General features: G+C 72.1%; 14 protein-coding genes. 4 read left to right on the top strand and 10 right to left on the bottom strand.

Going from position 1 to position 17,608, the window contains the following annotated elements; genetic code table 11:
• Positions 1-196 precede the first annotated feature (196 nt).
• From ABTZ58_RS16825 to ABTZ58_RS16815, 3 genes are all read right to left on the bottom strand, one after another.
• Positions 197-1,921: a BCCT family transporter gene (locus ABTZ58_RS16825; RefSeq protein WP_351356386.1), complete on the bottom strand. Its 1,725-nt coding sequence runs from the start codon at positions 1,919-1,921 to the stop codon at positions 197-199.
• An 82-nt stretch (positions 1,922-2,003) separates the two neighbouring features.
• The gene (locus ABTZ58_RS16820) at positions 2,004-3,275 is read right to left on the bottom strand and encodes a M14 family metallopeptidase (RefSeq protein ID WP_351356383.1); all 1,272 of its coding nucleotides are present in this window, start codon (positions 3,273-3,275) and stop codon (positions 2,004-2,006) included.
• Positions 3,272-5,266 carry a Xaa-Pro dipeptidyl-peptidase gene (locus tag ABTZ58_RS16815; RefSeq protein WP_351356381.1) on the bottom strand — a complete coding sequence of 665 codons (1,995 nt, stop codon included), beginning with the start codon at positions 5,264-5,266 and terminating at the stop codon, positions 3,272-3,274. Before ABTZ58_RS16815 ends, ABTZ58_RS16820 begins: the two co-directional genes overlap by 4 nt.
• Positions 5,267-5,466: 200 nt before the next feature.
• Between ABTZ58_RS16815 and ABTZ58_RS16810 the strand changes: the two genes are divergently transcribed.
• Both ABTZ58_RS16810 and ABTZ58_RS16805 read left to right on the top strand, forming a co-directional pair.
• Positions 5,467-6,993, top strand: a complete 1,527-nt coding sequence (locus tag ABTZ58_RS16810) for a M1 family metallopeptidase (protein WP_351356378.1) — start codon at positions 5,467-5,469, stop codon at positions 6,991-6,993.
• Between the two features lie 91 nt (positions 6,994-7,084).
• Positions 7,085-7,972: an arginase family protein gene (locus ABTZ58_RS16805; protein ID WP_351356375.1), complete on the top strand. Its 888-nt coding sequence runs from the start codon at positions 7,085-7,087 to the stop codon at positions 7,970-7,972.
• A gap of 9 nt (positions 7,973-7,981) precedes the next feature.
• Here the strand turns inward: ABTZ58_RS16805 and ABTZ58_RS16800 are convergent, their stop codons facing one another.
• Both ABTZ58_RS16800 and ABTZ58_RS16795 read right to left on the bottom strand, forming a co-directional pair.
• Complete coding sequence (locus ABTZ58_RS16800) at positions 7,982-8,461, bottom strand: macro domain-containing protein (RefSeq protein WP_351356372.1); 480 nt, start codon at positions 8,459-8,461, stop codon at positions 7,982-7,984.
• A 42-nt stretch (positions 8,462-8,503) separates the two neighbouring features.
• Positions 8,504-9,970: an amino acid permease gene (locus ABTZ58_RS16795; protein WP_351356369.1), complete on the bottom strand. Its 1,467-nt coding sequence runs from the start codon at positions 9,968-9,970 to the stop codon at positions 8,504-8,506.
• Positions 9,971-10,239: 269 nt separating this feature from the next.
• Between ABTZ58_RS16795 and ABTZ58_RS16790 the strand changes: the two genes are divergently transcribed.
• Complete coding sequence (locus ABTZ58_RS16790) at positions 10,240-10,956, top strand: MerR family transcriptional regulator (protein ID WP_351356366.1); 717 nt, start codon at positions 10,240-10,242, stop codon at positions 10,954-10,956.
• Here the strand turns inward: ABTZ58_RS16790 and ABTZ58_RS16785 are convergent.
• From ABTZ58_RS16785 to ABTZ58_RS16770, 4 genes are all read right to left on the bottom strand, one after another.
• A complete protein-coding gene (locus ABTZ58_RS16785; protein ID WP_351356363.1) occupies positions 10,953-13,127 on the bottom strand; it encodes a 3-hydroxyacyl-CoA dehydrogenase NAD-binding domain-containing protein in 2,175 nt (724 codons plus the stop codon). The two genes, ABTZ58_RS16790 and ABTZ58_RS16785, sit on opposite strands and share 4 nt — an antisense overlap.
• Positions 13,128-13,161: 34 nt before the next feature.
• Complete coding sequence (locus ABTZ58_RS16780) at positions 13,162-14,376, bottom strand: acetyl-CoA C-acetyltransferase (RefSeq protein WP_351356360.1); 1,215 nt, start codon at positions 14,374-14,376, stop codon at positions 13,162-13,164.
• Positions 14,377-14,387: 11 nt separating this feature from the next.
• Complete coding sequence (locus ABTZ58_RS16775) at positions 14,388-15,533, bottom strand: CaiB/BaiF CoA transferase family protein (protein WP_351356357.1); 1,146 nt, start codon at positions 15,531-15,533, stop codon at positions 14,388-14,390.
• Positions 15,534-15,642: 109 nt separating this feature from the next.
• Positions 15,643-16,023, bottom strand: a complete 381-nt coding sequence (locus tag ABTZ58_RS16770) for an MmcQ/YjbR family DNA-binding protein (RefSeq protein WP_351356354.1) — start codon at positions 16,021-16,023, stop codon at positions 15,643-15,645.
• A gap of 91 nt (positions 16,024-16,114) precedes the next feature.
• Between ABTZ58_RS16770 and ABTZ58_RS16765 the strand changes: the two genes are divergently transcribed.
• A complete protein-coding gene (locus tag ABTZ58_RS16765; RefSeq protein ID WP_351356351.1) occupies positions 16,115-17,293 on the top strand; it encodes a saccharopine dehydrogenase family protein in 1,179 nt (392 codons plus the stop codon).
• Positions 17,294-17,309: 16 nt separating this feature from the next.
• Here ABTZ58_RS16765 and mmpA read toward each other — a convergent pair whose 3' ends face one another.
• Positions 17,310-17,456 (bottom strand): morphogenic membrane protein MmpA, encoded by a 147-nt coding sequence (gene mmpA / locus ABTZ58_RS16760; RefSeq protein ID WP_010042861.1) that lies wholly within the window; start codon positions 17,454-17,456, stop codon positions 17,310-17,312.
• Between the last annotated feature and the right edge of the window lie 152 nt (positions 17,457-17,608).

Genomic DNA, 17,608 nt, shown 5'->3' with positions numbered 1-17,608 from the left:
CGCGCCACAGCCCACCCCACCCTCCGGACCGCCTGGACCACGAGCCCCCGCGGGGCAACCGAACCCGTACGACCACGGCCGCAGAGAAGCGGCGCGGCCGACGACGCCTGCGGCGAGGACCGCATCCGGTGCGCGGGGCCCGTGGAACGGCCAGGGCGCCCCGGGTGGAATGCCCGGGGCGCCCTGAAGGCTCGTGTCAGTGCTTGCCGATCGGGTCGCCCTCGACGTCCGGGCCGCGGCCCGGGCCGACGCGGAACTCGAACTCGCCGTCGTACTTCTTGTGGCCCTCGATGACGGCCAGTTCGATGGCCTCGGACCCCATCTGCTCGCGCACGATGACCGGGTCGCGGCGCAGGTCGCGCATGAGGGCGACGCACATGAAGGTCATCACGACGACGAACGGCGCCGCCGCGAGGATCGTGAGGTTCTGCAGGCCGGTCAGGGCGTCGCCCTGCCCGCTGCCGACCATGAGCATGATCGCGGCGACCGCTCCGGTGACCACGCCCCAGAACACCACGACCAGCCGGCCCGGTTCGAGCGCGCCCTTCTGCGACAGCGTGCCCATGACGATCGAGGCCGCGTCCGCGCCCGAGACGAAGAAGATGCCGACCAGGATCATCACGAGCAGGCTGGTCACGGTGGCGATCGGGAACTGCTGGAGCACGCCGAAGAGCTGGCCCTCCGGGGTCGTCTCCTTGCCGAGCTGCCCCTGCTCCTGCATCTTCATCGCCGAGCCGCCGAAGATCGCGAACCAGATGAGGCTGACCGTGCTGGGCACGAGGATGACACCGCCGACGAACTGCCGGATGGTGCGGCCCCGGCTGATGCGGGCGATGAACATGCCGACGAAGGGCGTCCAGGAGATCCACCACGCCCAGTAGAAGACGGTCCAGCTGCCCAGCCAGTCCCCGACGCCCTCGCCGCCGCTGGCCTCCGTGCGCCCGGCCAGCTGGGGCAGGTCGCCGAGGTAGGCGAAGACCGAGGTGGGCAGCAGGTCCAGGACGATGATGGTCGGCCCGGCGACGAACACGAACAGGGCGAGCACCAGCGCCAGCACCATGTTGGTGTTGGACAGCCACTGGATGCCCTTCTCCACGCCCGACACCGCGGACGCGACGAAAGCCAGGGTCAGCACCGCGATGATCGTGACCAGCAGCCCGGTGCTCACCTCGTCCATCCAGTCCAGCTCCTGCACACCGGAGCCGATCTGCAGCGCGCCGAGCCCCAGGGAGGCGGCGGAGCCGAAGACGGTCGCGACGATCGCGAGGATGTCGATGACCCGGCCGGCGGCGCCGTTGGCGTGCTTCTTGCCGATGAGCGGGGTGAACACGGCGCTGATGGTCTGCCGGCGGCGCCTGCGGAAGGTGCTGTAGGCGATGGCCAGGCCCACCACGGCGTAGATCGCCCAGGGGTGGAGCGTCCAGTGGAAGAGGGTGGTCGCCATGGCCGTCTCCATGCGCTCACCGGAGTCGGCCGGGTCGGTGCCCGGCGGGGCCGTCGAGTAGTGCGACAGCGGCTCGCTCACGCCGTAGAACATCAGGCCGATGCCCATGCCGGCGCTGAACATCATGGCCACCCAGGAGACCGTGCGGAACTCGGGCTCCTCACCCTCCGCGCCCAGGTGGATCCGGCCGTAGCGGCTGATCGCGAGCCACAGGGCGAACACGACGAAGCCCGAGGCGGCGAGCATGAACGCCCAGCCGCCGTTGTGCATCAGGCCGCTGAGCATGCTCGTGGAGACGTCTTCGAGCGAGTCGGTCGCCGCGGCGCCCCAGACCACGAAGGCGAGGGTGAGCACCGCTGTGACGCCGAAGACGATGCGGTCGGTCTGCGGCCGGTCCCGGCCGGGCAGGCCCGCTTCCGACCCCGGCAGCGCGGCTCCCTCGTGGGGGTCCTTGTCGCTTGGTCGTTCTTGCGTCACAGGCGGCACCTTTCATCGGGACAGCGTGGAGAATCGGTTCCTCCGTAACGCTGCTACCACGTGTGGCGGATTTTCACCCCCCTCAGCATGCGGTTTCGCGTGAACCTCCGGTCAGGTGGTACTCGGCCCGGTCGTCGAGCAGCAGCGGGACGAGCGCCCGCAGGGACTGGCGCACGGGCACGAGCACGCCCTCGGCGTCGTCGCGCACGCGCACGCCGTGCAGGGCGAGTTCGTCTCCCACCTCGGCGTACTGGGCGGCCGTGAGCCGGTAACCGCAGGGCGGGTCGGCGATGACGTCCGCCGGTTCGGGCGGGTCGTTGTCGGCGCCGCCGAGGTAGACCGGGCCGCCGGTGGCGTACCCGGCGAGACGGGCCCGGCCCGTGGCCGCCTCGATCCGGCCACGGCGCTCCTCGGTGTAGCCGAACAAGCCCTTCAGGGCGGCCAGTTGCGAGGTCACCCGGCGCCGGTTGTTCAGCGCCTCGTCCGCCTTCTCGGCGTCGGTGAGCGGGTCCACGCGGCTCTCGATGAGCAGGCCGACGGAGTGTTTCACCCCGGACATGTTGCGCAGGATGCGCTCCTGCCCGTCCCCGGCGACCTGCCTGATCGGTTCGCCCGTGTCCGGGTCGGTCCAGATGCCGTAGGTGCCGGTCGAGTGGCCGGCCCGCCGCGCGGCGGGCCGGACGTACGCCTCGGACAGTGTCCGCGCCTCCTCGTGGACCGCGTCATGGGTGTTGAGGTTGCGCGGCCACAGGTCGAACAGGGCCTTGTCGTAGTAGGGGGGTGTGGCGCCGTACTCGTGCAGGTCGTAGACGAGGTCGGGGCGCTGGTCGCGCAGGACGGCGGCGAGGGCGCGGCCCTCGGCGGTGCGCAGGGCGAGGTGGTCGCGGTTGATGTCGACGCCGTCGCTGTTGCCGCGGGTGTTCGCGGCCCGGCCGTCCGGGTTGGCGGTGGGCACGACGAGGACCGTGGTGCGGTCCAGGAAGCGCCGGGTGCGGCTGTCCCGGGCGTGGGCGAGATCGCGGATCGTGGTGAGGCAGGCCTCGCGGCCGGAGGGCTCGTCGCCGTGCTGGCTGCACACGAGGAGCACCTTGCTGGGACTCGGCCGGGTGCCGATCCGGACGAGCTGGAGGGGGCGGCCCTGCTTCGTCGTGCCGAAGCGGGACACGGAGACACGGCTGCTCGACCGGTCGACGGCCCTGAGGAAGTCCTGCTCCTCGGGCTGGGTGGTCCACCGGGCTCCATTCGTCTGTTCGAAGCCGGTGCGCGGCGGTGCGTCCGTGGCCGTCGCCTCGGCCGGGACGGCGACCAGGGACGCGGCGAGTGCCGCGGCGGTCAGGGCCAGGGCGCGGATCACCGGGCTCCCCCCGGGAGGCGGTGGGTGGTGCGCGGCTCCCGTACGCCGTCCAGGAGGGAGGCGCCGGGCGTGGCGGACGCTCCACCCGCGGTGGCGCGGGCGAAGGCGGTGGCCCCGCCGACGAACGGCACGCGTGCCGAGGTACGCGCGAGGTCGAGCGTCAGCTTTGGCCGGTCGGCATGGGGGTCCCCCGTGCTCGAGCCAAGCCGAGAGCTCGGGGGAGGGTCGATGAGATCCTTGTCGGTGCCCGCGACGATCAGCGCCAGGCGGTGGCCCTTCGGCACGACATGGTCGGTGGCCGCCAGGTCGAGGGTGATCGTGTACCGCTTGCCCGGGGTGAGCGGGGTGCCCCTGACGTCGGAGGCGTGGTTGCCCAGGTCGGCCCAGCCGCGGCTGACGATCGTGTAGTCGACGTCGGCGGTCTTCGCCTTCGTCTCCTTGAAGCAGGCACTGTCGCCGGCGGTGCTCGCGCCCCAGCAGGTGCGGTCGGTGAGCGTGGTGACGCCCTCACCCGGGTCGGCGTAGTCGCGGATGGTGGCGGGGCCGATGTCGACGAGGACGGCGGAGAGGTGGGCCGTGGGGGTGGAGGGCGTCGCGGTGACGGTGACCTCGGACGAGCCGGACAGGCGCAGGTCGCGGCTGAGCGCTCCGGTGACGAAGCCGGCCTTGTCCGGTGTGGGCTTGTCGATGCTCGCGGCCCAGTCGGTCTCGCTCAGCGCCGGGTCGTCGGTGATGGTCTCGGTGCCGTGGCGGCGGTGCAGGCCGAGGGTGCCGACGCCGTCCTGGGCGCCCTGGCCGGGGCGCAGGGTGGCGGCGCGGGTGCCGCTGGGCGGCCAGGTCCGGGAGGTGCTCCACTGGTCGGGCGCGCGTTCGATGTCGGCCATGGGCTCGCGGTCGATGCCATTGTCGTGGCCCATGAGTTCGTGGTCGAACCAGCGGTGCAGAGTCTCGACCCACGCCGCGCGCCGGAAGTCGAACGGGTCGACGTGGCCGGTCCGGGAGAGCCAGATCTTGCGGTCGACGCCGTTCTTCGCGAGAGCGTCCCACCACTGCCCGACGTGCTTCATGCGGACGTTGAGGTCCTGCATGCCGTGGACGAGGAAGACGCTGGCCTTCACCTTGCGGGCGGCCTCGACGTAGTCGCGCTCGGTCCACAGCGGGGTCCAGTCGCCGGTGCGCGGAGCGCCCTCGGCCAGCTTCCGCTGGACGGGGCCGCACTTGGCGCGGGCGTCGGGGCTGTCGACGTAGTGCGAGAGCCAGTCGGGGCCGGAGTCGTAGAGCGGGGCGCCCTGCTGGAAGTAGTAGTCGTACCAGGAGGAGATGGCGCTGATCGGGACGATGGTCTCCAGGCCCTCGACGCCGGTGGCGGCGACGCCGTTGGCGATGGTGCCGTCCCAGCTCTTGCCGATCATGCCGGTGCGGCCGTTGGTCCAGCCGGCCTTGGCGCGGGTGGTGCCGGTGCGCGTGGTGTAGGCCTTGGCGCGGCCGTTGAGCCAGTCGACGACGGCCTTGGCCGACTGGACGTCGGAGCGGCCGCCGACGTCGACGCAGCCGTCCGAGCGATTGGTTCCGGCCAGGTCGACGCCGACGACGGCGTAGCCGCGCGGGACGAAGTAGTTGTCGTAGAACAGCGGCATCTGCACGATGTCGCCGTTCGCGTCGTACGTCTTCTTCTGGCTCTCGTTGCCGCGCCCGCAGCAGGAGTAGTACGGGCTGGCGTCCATGATGACGGGGACCTTGCGGCCCCGGGCGGCGGGCTCGCGGGGGCGGACGATGTCGACGGCGACCCGGTCCGCCTTCCCGTCGCCGTCCCCGTCGAGTCCGGTGTCCACCCAGACGGCCTCGCGGATGGCGTTCTCGTAGGAGTGGACGGGCTGGCTCCCGCGGGGGGTCGCCTGTGCGGCCGCCGGGGTGAGCAGTGTGGCCATCAGGGCGGCCGTGGCCGCCGTCGCGAGCGGTCTCCAGGTCGTGAAGCGCGTGCGTTTCGGCATGCGCCGGACGGTACATCGGTGAACTCCCCTTCAGAAGAGGGCCGCTGACGGGACGGCGTGTCCGGGAGCGCTCCGCGGGGCGGGTGTCTCATGTCGGCCGAATGGCGATCGTGTGACAACAGGGGCCATGGACATGACCAGTGACACAGGGAGTCAATAGGCTCCGGACAGACTTCGGGACCTACGACTTGGAGCCTTGCGTGCACCGCAGAATCATCGCGCCGGGAGCCCTGGCAGCGGCCGTCCTCCTGCTGGCGATCCCGGCATCGGCCGCCCCCCACTCCCCCGGCGCGCCGGGGATCGGCGACCCCTACTACCCGGCCTACGGCAACGGCGGATACGACGTCTCCCACTACGACCTCCGGCTGAAGTACCAGCCGGCCACGGACGAGTTGGAGGGCACGGCCACCCTCGTGGCCCGCACCACCCAGGAGCTGTCGCGCTTCAACCTCGACTTCCTGCTGGACGTCGACGAGGTACGCGTGAACGGGGTCAAGGCCTCGTTCACGACCTCCGGCGAACACGAGCTGGAGATCACGCCGAAGACCCCGCTGTCCAAGGGCACGGCCGTCACGGTCGTCGTGCGCTACCACGGCGTGCCGTCGTCGAAGCGGGCCTACGGCTTCACCAGCTGGCACCGCACCCCGGACGGCGGTGTCGCGGCCAACGAGCCGGAGGCGGCCGCGTGGTGGTTCCCGAGCAACGACCACCCGCTCGACAAGGCCACCTACGACGTGTCCGTGCTGGTGCCGGACGGCACGCAGGCCATCTCCAACGGCACGCTGCAGTCGACGAGTTCACGGCTCGGCTGGACGCGCTGGAACTGGCGTTCCAACAAGCCGCAGGCCACCTACCTCGCCACGCTCGCGGTCGGGAAGTTCGACCTCACCACCGGCACGACCGAGAGCGGCATCCCGGTCGTCAACGCGTACAGCAAGGACCTCGGCGACCACGCCGGCGCGGCCCGCGCGAGCATCGAGCGCAGCGGCGAGATCGTGGACTGGCTGAGCGGCTACTTCGGGCCCTACCCGTACAACGCGCTCGGCGGGTACGTCCCGAACACGAACACCGGGTACGCGCTGGAGACCCAGACCCGGCCGTTCTACAGCCCCCGGCAGTTCGCGAACGGGTCGAACGTGTCCCTCGTCGTCCACGAGCTGGCCCACCAGTGGTACGGGGACACGGTGTCCCTCAAGGGCTGGAAGGACATCTGGATCAACGAGGGCTTCGCGCGGTACGCGCAGTGGCTGTGGTCCGAGCACGAGGGCGAGGGCACCGCGCAGGAACTCGCCGACTACGTGTACGCCTCGCACCCCGCCGACGACCCGTTCTGGACGGTGCGGCCCGGGGACCCCGGGCCGGACGACCAGTTCGACATCGCGGTCTACGACCGCGGCGCGCTGGCCGTGCAGGCGCTGCGCAACGCGATCGGCGACGAGGCGTTCTTCACGATCCTCAAGGGCTGGCCGCAGAAGTACGCCCACGGCAACGCGTCCGTCGCCGACTTCCGGCGGTACGCCGAGGAGGTGTCCGGCAAGCCGCTGGCCGCCCTCTTCGACACCTGGCTGTTCCAGCCGTCCAAGCCGGGGGTGCCCGCGGCCCGGGCCGCGGCGGTCGCGAAGGCGGCCAAGACGGTGGCCCGGCCGAAGTCGTGGAAGAAGATCGCGGCGACCAACGGGGTGCACGAGCACGGCGGCCACGCGCAGGGCGCAGGGCACCGTCACTGACGCGCCCCGTCCCGCCCCGCGGTCTACGGTGGGCCCATACGCACCGGGCGTATGGGGCCGGTGCGTATGGGCTGGCGACGAGGAGCCGGGCGTGCGGAACGTGGCGATCATCGAGGCTCCGTCCGTTCTCGGACTGCGCCCGACGGGGGTCCAGGACCTGGCGCCGGCGCTGCTCGGCGCCGGGCTGGCCGAGGCACTCGCGGCACAGAGCGTGGGGCGGGTCGAGCCGCCGCCCCACGACCCGGAGCGGGAAGCGGGGACCGGGATGCTGAACCCGGGCGGCATCGCGGCCTACTCCGCGGAGCTGGCCGACGCCGTGGGCGGGGTCCTCGACGGCGGCCGGTTCCCGCTGGTGCTCGGCGGCGACTGCAGCGTGCTGCTCGGCACCCTGCTCGCGCTGCGCCGCCGGGACCGGCACGGGCTGCTGTTCCTCGACGGGCACACCGACTTCTACCAGCCTCAGGCCGAGCCGGCCGGCGAGGTGGCCTCCATGGAACTCGCCCTGGCCACCGGGCGCGGCCCGCGCGTCCTGGCCGACCTGGAGGGGCGCGGCCCGCTGGTACGGGACGAGGACGTCGTCGCCCTGGGGTTCCGGGACGCGGAGGAGTCCGCGGCGTACGGGATGCAGCCGCTGCCCGACGCGCTGCACGCGATGGAGCTGGACACCGTACGCGCCCTGGGCGCCGGCGAGGCCGCCCGGCGGGCGGTCGGGCTGCTGACCGGCTCCGGCGGGGGCGCCGGGTACTGGGTCCATCTCGATGTCGACGTCCTGGACGACGCGGTGATGCCCGCCGTCGACTACCGACTGCCGGACGGCCTGACCTGGCAGGAGCTGGAGACGGTCCTGCGCACGGCCCTGTCCTGCGGCGCGGCCGAGGGCCTCGACGTGGCGATCTTCAATCCCCGCCTGGACCCCGACGGGACGCTCACGCACCGCCTGGCCGACTGCCTGGTCCGGGCCTTCGACGGCCTGGACTGAGCCGGGGGCTCACTTCCCGTGGTCGTACACCGTCACCGGTATGCCCTGCCGCACCAGCCGCTCCTCGATCAGCGGCTCCACACGGGACCAGCTGCCCCCGGCCAGACCGCAGCCGAGCCGGGGCATGTGCACGGAGGCACCCAGCTCCCGGGCCCTGTCGGCGACGGCCCCGAGAGCCCGGTCGATCGCCTCGTAGCGGACGGGGACGCCCTTGCTGCCGGTCCTGGTGCCGCGCCGGCCGATCATGTCGGCCACCCAGACGTAGCGCTCGACCTGGACGAACCGCACCGCGCCGAGGGCGAAGTCGTTCGCCGCGCGGTCGCGGTGCCAGGCCCGGTACGCCGCCTCCGGCTCTGGCCGCCGGCGCGACAGCGCGAGGACGAAGTCCTTGCCCCAGCCCCCCAGGTCGTCGCAGACATGGGCGATGATCCTGACGCCCTTCACCGGCGGAGCGGTGGCGTCATGCCGGACATATGCGATGCCCGGCATGACGCCTCCGTAGCCGCGGCCACTGACAGCGGCCCCGGTCCGCTACCTCGTCAGCTTCGACAGCTCCTGGTCGGCCGTCTGCGACACCCGGCGGCGGACGCCGAACCAGCCCGCCACCAGCATGATCGCGATCAGCGGGATGAGCAGGAGCGTCCTGCGGCCGACCTCGGGGTCGTTCCACATCATGCCGAGGCAGGCCAGCAGGAAGGCGATCGTGGCGATCTCCGTGACCGGGCTGCCGAAGAGGCGGAAGGAGGGGCGGGCGACCAGGCCCGCCCTGGCGCGGCGGACGAAGACCAGGTGGCAGATCATGATGATCACCCAGGTGCTGATGATGCCGAGGGAGGCGACGTTCAGCACGATCTCGAAGGCCTGGGCCGGCACGAGGAAGTTCAGGCCGACGCCGAGCACGCAGACCGCGCAGGTGAGCAGGATGCCGCCGTAGGGGACCTGGCTGCGGTTCATGCGGGCGGTGAACTTCGGCGCGGAGCCGGCCATCGCCATCGAGCGCAGGATGCGGCCCGTGGAGTACAGGCCCGAGTTCAGCGAGGACATGGCGGCGGTCAGGACCACCAGGTTCATCACGTCGCCCGCGGCCGGGACGCCGATCTTCGACAGGACCGTGACGAAGGGGCTCTGGTCGGCCGAGTAGACCGAGCCGGGCAGCAGCAGGGCCAGCAGGACGACCGAGCCGACGTAGAACAGGCCGACGCGCCACATGATCGAGTTCACCGCGCGCGGGACGACCTTCTCCGGCTCGGCGGTCTCGCCCGCGGCGACACCGACCAGCTCCAGCGCGGCGTACGCGAAGATCACGCCCTGCATGACGAGGACGACCGGCATCATGCCGTGCGGGAAGACGCCGCCGTTGTCCGTGATCACGCTCAGGCCCGGGGTCTGACCGCCCACCTCGTGCTGCGTGGCCAGCAGGAAGATGCCGATGAGCATGAAGCCGACCAGCGTCGCGACCTTGATGATCGCGAACCAGAACTCCATCTCGCCGAAGATCTTCACCGAGATCAGGTTCACGGCCAGCACCACCGCGAGGGCGATCAGCGCCAGCACCCACTGCGGGATGTCGGTGAACAGGCTCCAGTAGTGCGTGTAGAGCGCGATCGCGGTGATGTCGGCGATGCCGGTGGTCGACCAGTTCAGGAAGTACATCCAGCCGGCGACGTAGGCGCCCTTCTCACCGAGGAACTCACGCGCGTACGACACGAACGAGCCGGAGGAGGGCCGGTACAGGACCAGCTCGCCGAGGGCCCGCACGACGAAGAAGGCGAAGATGCCGCAGACCAGGTAGGCCAACGCGAGCGCCGGGCCCGCGTTGTGCAGCCGGCCGCCCGCCCCGAGGAACAGTCCGGTGCCGATCGCGCCGCCGATGGCAATCATGTTGACGTGGCGGGCCTTGAGGTCCTTGCTGTAGCCGGCGTCGCCCGCGTCCGCGGGCACCTGGGCCGCATCGGTACGCGGCGTGGCCGCAGCCGTGTTCACGGCGTCCTTGCTCACGGGTGGTTCCACTTCCTGGATCGCCCCGGACGTCGTGGGTCCGGGGTCCGTACAGTGCGTCGGCCCGCACCACCCTCGTGACGCGGCACAGACCAAGGCAGCACTTTCCCACACGCCTCAGCTCGCACACGGTGACCGGCGTCACAGAGCGTCACTTCTCACAAGGTCCACCAGGGACCCGCACAGCGGCCGCCCGACGTTCACCGCATGCTCATCGACCGCTGCGGACGAGGTGTCACAGCTCTGGTGGGACAGCGATACTGCTGCGCATGACGACCGACGCCGAGGAGCCGACCCTCACGATCGACGAGCTGGCCGCCCGGACCGGTGTCACGGTGCGCACGGTCCGCTTCTACGGGACGAAGGGGCTGCTGCCGCCGCCGGTGCTCGGTCCCCGGCGCGTGGGCCACTACGGGCGGGAGCACCTGGCCCGGCTGGCGCTGATCGAGGAGCTGCAGCGGCAGGGCATGACGCTGGCCGGCATCGAGCGGTACCTGCGGCAGCTGCCGCCCGACCTGAGCGCGCACGACCTGGCCGTGCAGCGGGCGGTGGTGGCGTCCTGGGCGCCGGACACCGTCGAGACGGTCACCCACGAGGAACTGGCGCGGCGGGCCGGGCGGCCGCTGGACGAGGAGGACGTCGAGCGGCTCGTCGCGATGGGCGTGGTCCGGCCCGCCGAGGACGGCTACGAGACCGACCTCGGCCTGCTCCGGCTGGGCGCCGGGCTGCTGGACGTGCCTCTCTCCCCTCAGGCGATCTTCGCGGCGCGCAAGGTCCTCCTGGAACACACGCGCGCCGCGGCCCGGGAGCTCTCCCAGCTCTTCCGCGCCGAGATGGCGGAGCGCGACGCGCGGGACGTGCGGTCCCTGTCGGCACACATGCACCCCTTGGTGGTGCAGGCGCTCCTCGCCGCGTTCCAGCGCTCGCTCAGGGAAGAGCTGGGCGAGTGGCTGACCGGTCCTGCCGGCGGGCCGGCCGCGGACTAGTCGGCGAAGCGCTCCCCCTTCTCCGCCTTCTCGACGAGCAGGGCCGGCGGGGTGAACCGGTCGCCGTAGCGCTCGGCGAGCTCCCGCGCACGGGCCACGAAGCCGGGCAGCCCGCCCTCGTAGCCGTTGATGTACTGGAGCACACCGCCGGTCCAGCCGGGGAAGCCGATACCGAACAGGGAGCCGATGTTGGCGTCGGCGACGGAGGTCAGCACGCCCTCCTCCAGCAGCCGGACGGTGTCCAGCGCCTCGGAGAAGAGCATGCGTTCCTGCATGTCCTCGAACGGGATCCGGTGGCCGGGCTTCGTGAAGTGCTCGCGCAGGCCCGGCCAGAGTCCGGTGCGCCTGCCGTCCTCGTCGTAGTCGTAGAAGCCGGCGCCGCCGCTGCGGCCCGTGCGGCCGAACTCCTCGACCATGCGGTCGATGACGGCCTCGGCGGGGTGGGGCGTCCAGGTGCCGCCGGCCTCCTCGACCGCCCGCTCGGTCTCGGCGCGGATCCTGCGGGGCAGGGTGAGGGTCAGCTCGTCCATGAGGGACAGGACCTTGGCCGGGTAGCCGGCCTGGGCGGCGGCCTGTTCGACGGAGGCGGGCTCGATGCCCTCGCCGACCATGGCGACACCCTCGTTGATGAAGTGGCCGATGACGCGGGAGGTGAAGAAGCCGCGCGAGTCGTTGACGACGATCGGCGTCTTGTTGATCTGCCGCACCAGGTCGAAGGCGCGCGCCAGGGCCTCCTCGCCCGTGCGCTCGGCCTTGATGATCTCGACGAGCGGCATCCTGTCGACGGGCGAGAAGAAGTGCAGGCCGACGAAGTCGCCCTGGCGCTCGACCCCTTCGGCGAGGGCGGTGATGGGCAGGGTGGAGGTGTTGGAGCACAGCAGCGCGTCGGGGGCGACGGCGTGCTGGATCTCCTGGAACACCTTGTGCTTGACGGAGGTGTCCTCGAAGACGGCCTCGATGACCGCGTCGCAGCCCGCCAGATCCTGGACCTCGGCCGTGGGCGTGATGCGGGCGAGCAGCGCGTCGGCCTTCTCCTGGGTCGTGCGGCCCTTGGCGACGGCCTTGGCGCACAGCTTCTCGGAGTAGCCCTTGCCCTTGAGGGCCGCCTCCAGGGACACGTCCTTCAGCACGACGTCGATGCCGGCGCGGGCACAGGAGTAGGCGATGCCGGCGCCCATCATGCCGGCGCCGAGGACGGCGACCCTGCGGACCGTGCGCGGCTCGACGCCCTTGGGGCGGCCGGCGCCGGAGTTGACGGCCTGGAGGTCGAAGAAGAACGCCTGGATCATGTTCTTCGAGGTTTGCCCGGCGGCCAGTTCGACGAAGTAGCGGGCCTCGATGACCTGGGCGGTCTCGAAGTCGACCTGGGCGCCCTCGACGGCGGCGGCGAGGATGTTGCGCGGGGCCGGGTAGGGGGCGCCGTTGGTCTGCTTGCGCAGGGTGGCCGGGAAGGCCGGCAGGTTCGCGGCGAACGCGGGGTCGGCCGGTGTGCCGCCGGGGATCCTGTAGCCCGGCCGGTCCCAGGGCTGCTGCGACTCGGGGTGGGCGTCGATGAAGGCGCGGGCCTTGGCGAGCAGGTCCTGCGGGCTGTCGGCGACGTCGTCGACGAGGCCGTTCTCCAGGGCGCGGCGCGGGCTGTACTGGGTGCCCTGGAGGAGGACCTTCAGCAGGGCGTCGGCGATGCCCAGCAGCCGGACGGTGCGGACGACGCCGCCGCCTCCGGGGAGCAGGCCGAGGGTGACCTCGGGGCAGCCGATCTTGGAGCCGGGCGCGTCCAGTGCGACGCGGTGGTGGCAGGCCAGGGCGATCTCGTAACCGCCGCCGAGGGCCGCGCCGTTGAGGGCGGCGACGACGGGCTTGCCGAGGGTCTCGATGCGGCGCAGGTTCCGCTTGACGGCCATGCCGCCGTCGAACAGTTCCTGGGCGGTCCCCGGCGTGACCCGGACGAGGTCACGCAGGTCCCCGCCGGCGAAGAAGGTCTTCTTGGCCGAGGTGATGATGACGCCCCGGATGGTGTCCTTCTCGGCCTCCAGACGGTCGGTGACGGCGGCGAGGGACTCGCGGAACGCCTGGTTCATGGTGTTCACGGACTGGTTCGGGTCGTCGATGACCAGGGTGACGAGGCCGGTGCGGTCCTGCTCCCAGCGGATGGTGGTGGACTCAGTGCTCATGTGGAGGTGCTCCGTGTGATCCGTCAGGAGGAGGTCAGATGCGCTCGATGATCGTGGCGATGCCCATACCGCCGCCGACGCACAGCGTGGCGAGACCGTAGCGCTTGTCCTGGCGCTCCAGTTCGTCGACGAGGGTGCCGAGGATCATCGCGCCGGTGGCGCCGAGGGGGTGGCCGAGCGCGATCGCGCCGCCGTTGACGTTGACCTTGTCCAGGGACAGGCCCATGTCCCGCGCGTAGCGCAGCACGACTGCCGCGAACGCCTCGTTGATCTCGACGAGGTCGATGTCGTCGATGGTCAGCCCGGCCTTGGCGAGGGCCTTGCGGGTGGCGGGCGCGGGGCCGGTGAGCATGATGGTGGGCTCGGAGCCGGATACCGCGGCGGAGACGATCCGCGCACGGGGCGTGAGTCCGTAGCGCTCGCCGACCTCCTTGGAACCGATCGCGACGAGCGAGGCGCCGTCGACGATGCCGGAGGAGTTGCCCGCGTGGTGGACGTGGTCGATCTTCTCCACCCAGTGGTACCGCTGGAGCGCGACCGCGTCGAATCCCCCGTGTTCGCCGATGTCCGCGAAGGACGGCTTCAGCTTGGCGAGGGAGTCGGCGGTGGTGCCGGGGCGCGGGAACTCGTCGTGGTCGAGGACGACGAGCCCGTTGCGGTCCTTCACGGGGACCACGGACCGGTCGAAGCGGCCTTCCTTCATGGCGGTCGCGGCCCGCTCCTGGGAGAGCGCGGCGTACTCGTCGACGTCCCGGCGGGAGAAGCCCTCGATGGTGGCGATGAGGTCGGCGCCGATGCCCTGCGGCACGAAGTTGACCTGGAGGTTGGTCATCGGATCGTTGAACCACGCGCCGCCGTCGGAGGCCATCGGCACCCGGGACATCGACTCGACACCGCCCGCGAGGACGAGGTCCTCCCAGCCGGAACGGACCTTCGCCGCGGCCAGGTTGACGGCTTCCAGGCCCGAGGCACAGAAGCGGTTCTCCTGCACTCCGGCGACCGTGTCGGGCAGTCCTGCGGCGATGGCGGCGATCCGGGCGATGTCGGAGCCCTGGTCGCCGACCGGGCCGACGACGCCGAGCACGATGTCGTCGACGGCGGCCGGGTCGAGGCCGGGGAACCGGGCGCGGATCTCGTGGATGAGTCCGACGACCAGGTCGATGGGCTTGGTGCCGTGCAAAGCGCCGTTGGCCTTGCCGCGCCCCCGCGGGGTGCGGATCGCGTCGTAGACGTACGCTTCGGTGCTCACGAGGAGGCCTTTCACTGGGGGGTGCGGGACGAGGGGAGCAGCCCGGGGACGTCCCAGTCCCGGGCGACGTCCGCCGTGTCGGCGCCGGGCCGGGCCGGGCCGCTGCGGACGGAGGTCGGGGTCGTGGAGAAACGGGGGGCCGGGGCGGGCTGGGTGATGCCGCCGTGGTCGGTGAAGGTGCCGCGGGCGGCCAGGTGCGGATGGTGCGGGGCCTCGCGCAGCGACAGCACGGGCGCCACGCACGCGTCGGTGCCGTCGAACACGGCCGTCCACTCGTCCCGGGTGCGGCTGCTGAAGCGGGCGGCGACCTCCTCGCGCAGTTCCCCCCAGCGGGCGACGTCCTCGCGGGCGGGTCCCTGGTCCTCGATCCCCAGCAGGTCGAGGAACTGCGCGTAGAACCGCGGCTCCAGGGCGCCGACGGCCATGTACCGGCCGTCGACGGTCTCGTAGGTGCCGTAGTAGGGGCAGCCACCGTCGAGGAGGTTGGCGCCGCGGCGGTCCTGCCAGCCGCCGGCGGCGAGCATGCCGTGGATCATCGTGGCCAGGTGGGCGGTGCCGTCGACGATGGCGGCGTCCACGACCTGCCCGGTCCCGGTCGCCCGCGCGTGGTGGAGGGCGGCCAGGACGCCGACGACGAGGTAGAGGGAGCCGCCCGCGTAGTCGCCGAGCAGGTTGGCGGGGACCGGCGGCGGCTCGCCGGGGCGGCCGATCATGCCGAGGGTGCCGGTGGGGGCGATGTAGGCGATGTCGTGTCCCGCGCGCGGGGCGAGCGGCCCCTCCTGGCCCCAGCCGGTCATCCGGCCGTACACCAGGCGCGGGTTGCGGGCGTGGCAGTCCCCGGGCCCGACACCGAGGCGCTCGGCGACGCCGGGGCGGTAGCCCTCGACCAGGATGTCGGCGCGAGCGGCCAGGGCGAGCACCCGCTCCGGGCCGTCCGGGGCCTTCAGGTCGACGAGCACCGAGCGCTTGTTGCGGTTGGTGACGTCGTAGGCCGGGTCGATGGCGAGCCCGGGGCCGCCGGGCCGGTCCACGCGTACGACGTCGGCTCCGAGGTCGGCCAGGAGCATGGCGGCGAACGGACCGGGCCCGATCCCGGCCAGCTCGACGACGCGCACGCCGGTGAGCGGGCCGTGTGCTGCCGTCCCTGCCGTGGTCATCCGGCCCCCAGGTCTGTGACACACATGATGTAACACCAGTGATGCTAAGAACACGTTCCACTCGGCACAAGAGCTGAACGAGCAAGCGCTTAGTAATGTGCCGTACGGGTCAGGCCTCGTCCAGCTCCGCTGTCAGCCGTTTCGGTGCGATCGCCCGGTAGCTCTCCTCCACCCAGTCGCACAGGAGTTCCGCGGCCGGGGCGCCCCGCGCTTCCAGGGGGATGCTCACCCAGCCCGCCTTGCCCAGGCCGTATCCCGCGGGCTCGGCGCCGGGGCACGCCAGCGCGTGCGCGTGCGCCGTCTCGTCCGTGAGCTTCACCGTCACCCCGAGGGGGTGACTGCCGTCCCCCGCACCGAGGAAGACGAACACCTTCCGGTTGACCTTCGCGACGGACTCGCCCCACGGGAACTCCTCCACGGCGCCCGGCAGCCCCAGCGCGAACGCGCGCACTTTCTCCCGCTTCTTCAGGGCATTCCTGGGCAGGGCCATCGCGTTCCTCCGGGCTCGTCGTCGGGCTCCGCACCGTTCACGCTAGCCTCGGCCACCGACAGCGGCACGGGCTGCGCGACCGAGGGGTGTCATGAACAGGCAAAACAGGACGGACCGTCCCTACGACATCGTGCTCTTCGGAGCAACCGGTTTCGCCGGCACGCTCACCGCCGAGTACCTGGCCGAGCACGCGCCGGAGGGGCTGCGCTGGGCGATCGCGGGCCGCAGCGAGGAGAAGCTGGCGCGGCTGCGGGAGCGGCTGCCCGGCAAGGCGCAGGTGGATGTGGTGCGGGCGGACGTGTCGGAACCGGCCTCGCTGCGCGCCCTCGCCGAACAGGCGCGCGTGGTGGCCACGACGGTCGGGCCGTACGTCACCTACGGCGAGGCGCTCGTCGCCGCCTGCGCGGACGCCGGGACGGACTACCTGGACCTGTGCGGCGAGCCGGAGTTCGTGGACCTGATGTACGTCCGGCACGACGCACGCGCGCGGGAGACCGGGGCGCGGCTGGTGCACGCCGCCGGGTTCGACTCGATCCCGCACGACCTGGGCGTGTACTTCACCGTGCAGCAGCTGCCCCAGGGGGTGCCGCTGAGCATCGAGGGCTTCGTGACCGCCGACGCGGCATTCTCGGGCGGGACCTTCGCCTCGGCCCTCAACCAGTTCGCACGGCGGCGGCAGATGGCGGCCGCCGCGCGGGACCGGCGGCGGCACGAGCCGCGGCTGGTGGGCCGGCGGGCTTCGGCGCCGCTGGGCGGGCCGCGGTTCGCCCGGGAGGTCGGGGCGTGGGCGCTGCCGATGCCGACCATCGACCCGCAGATCGTGCGGCGTTCGGCGGCGGCCCTGGACCGGTACGGGCCCGACTTCCGCTACCGCCAGTACGCGGCCGTGCGCCGGCTGCCGGTCGCGGTGGGCGGGGTCGCGGCCGTCGGCGCGCTGGTGGCGGCGGCCCAGGTGCCGCCCGCGCGGCGCTGGTTGTCGGACCGGCTCGCGCCCGGGGACGGGCCGGATCCGCAGAAGCGGGCCAGGAGCTGGTTCTCCGTGCGTTTCGTGGGTGAGGGCGGTGGCCGGCGGGTGTACACGGAGGTCTCGGGCGGCGATCCCGGCTACGGCGAGACGGCGAAGATGCTGGCCGAGTCGGCCCTGTGCCTGGCCTTCGACGAGCTGCCGGAGGCGGCCGGCCAGGTCACCACGGCGGTCGCGATGGGCGACGCGCTCGTCGGCCGGCTGCGGGCGGCGGGCATCCGCTTCCGCGTGGCGTCGGTGCGCTGAGGAGTCGCCGGGTGGCCTACAGCGGCCATTCGGCGATGGTGTAGATCATCCCGGCTATCCAGCCGAGCCCCGCGAGCACGGCGAGGATCAGACCGATGGTGACGGCCCGCTCGACCGTCTGGGTCGGGCCGGCAACTGGCTTGGGGGCACGGTGCGTTGTCATGCACCCCACCCTTCCCGGGGGGCGCCGGCCGGGCATCCGTACGAGTACTCAGAGCCGGTACTCAGATCCGGCCCCGCGCCCGGCCCGCGCTCCGGCCGCCACCTCGGCCTTCCTCCCCGGTCGGGGACTTCCGGCGTTCCGCCCGGCGGTGG

Source organism: Streptomyces sp. NPDC094143, assembly GCF_040303825.1.
Lineage (GTDB): Bacteria > Actinomycetota > Actinomycetes > Streptomycetales > Streptomycetaceae > Streptomyces.
Note: the sequence above shows the minus strand (reverse complement) of the source record. Positions and strands in the feature narration are given on the sequence as shown.

Coding starts and splice junctions, on each gene's coding strand:
- ABTZ58_RS16790 (WP_351356366.1), top strand. CDS start 10,240: ATGACGACCGACGCCGAGGAGCCGACCCTCACGATCGACGAGCTGGCC.
- ABTZ58_RS16815 (WP_351356381.1), bottom strand. CDS start 5,266: ATGCCGAAACGCACGCGCTTCACGACCTGGAGACCGCTCGCGACGGCG.
- ABTZ58_RS16785 (WP_351356363.1), bottom strand. CDS start 13,127: ATGAGCACTGAGTCCACCACCATCCGCTGGGAGCAGGACCGCACCGGC.
- ABTZ58_RS16770 (WP_351356354.1), bottom strand. CDS start 16,023: ATGGCCCTGCCCAGGAATGCCCTGAAGAAGCGGGAGAAAGTGCGCGCG.
- ABTZ58_RS16800 (WP_351356372.1), bottom strand. CDS start 8,461: ATGCCGGGCATCGCATATGTCCGGCATGACGCCACCGCTCCGCCGGTG.
- ABTZ58_RS16775 (WP_351356357.1), bottom strand. CDS start 15,533: ATGACCACGGCAGGGACGGCAGCACACGGCCCGCTCACCGGCGTGCGC.
- ABTZ58_RS16765 (WP_351356351.1), top strand. CDS start 16,115: ATGAACAGGCAAAACAGGACGGACCGTCCCTACGACATCGTGCTCTTC.
- mmpA (WP_010042861.1), bottom strand. CDS start 17,456: ATGACAACGCACCGTGCCCCCAAGCCAGTTGCCGGCCCGACCCAGACG.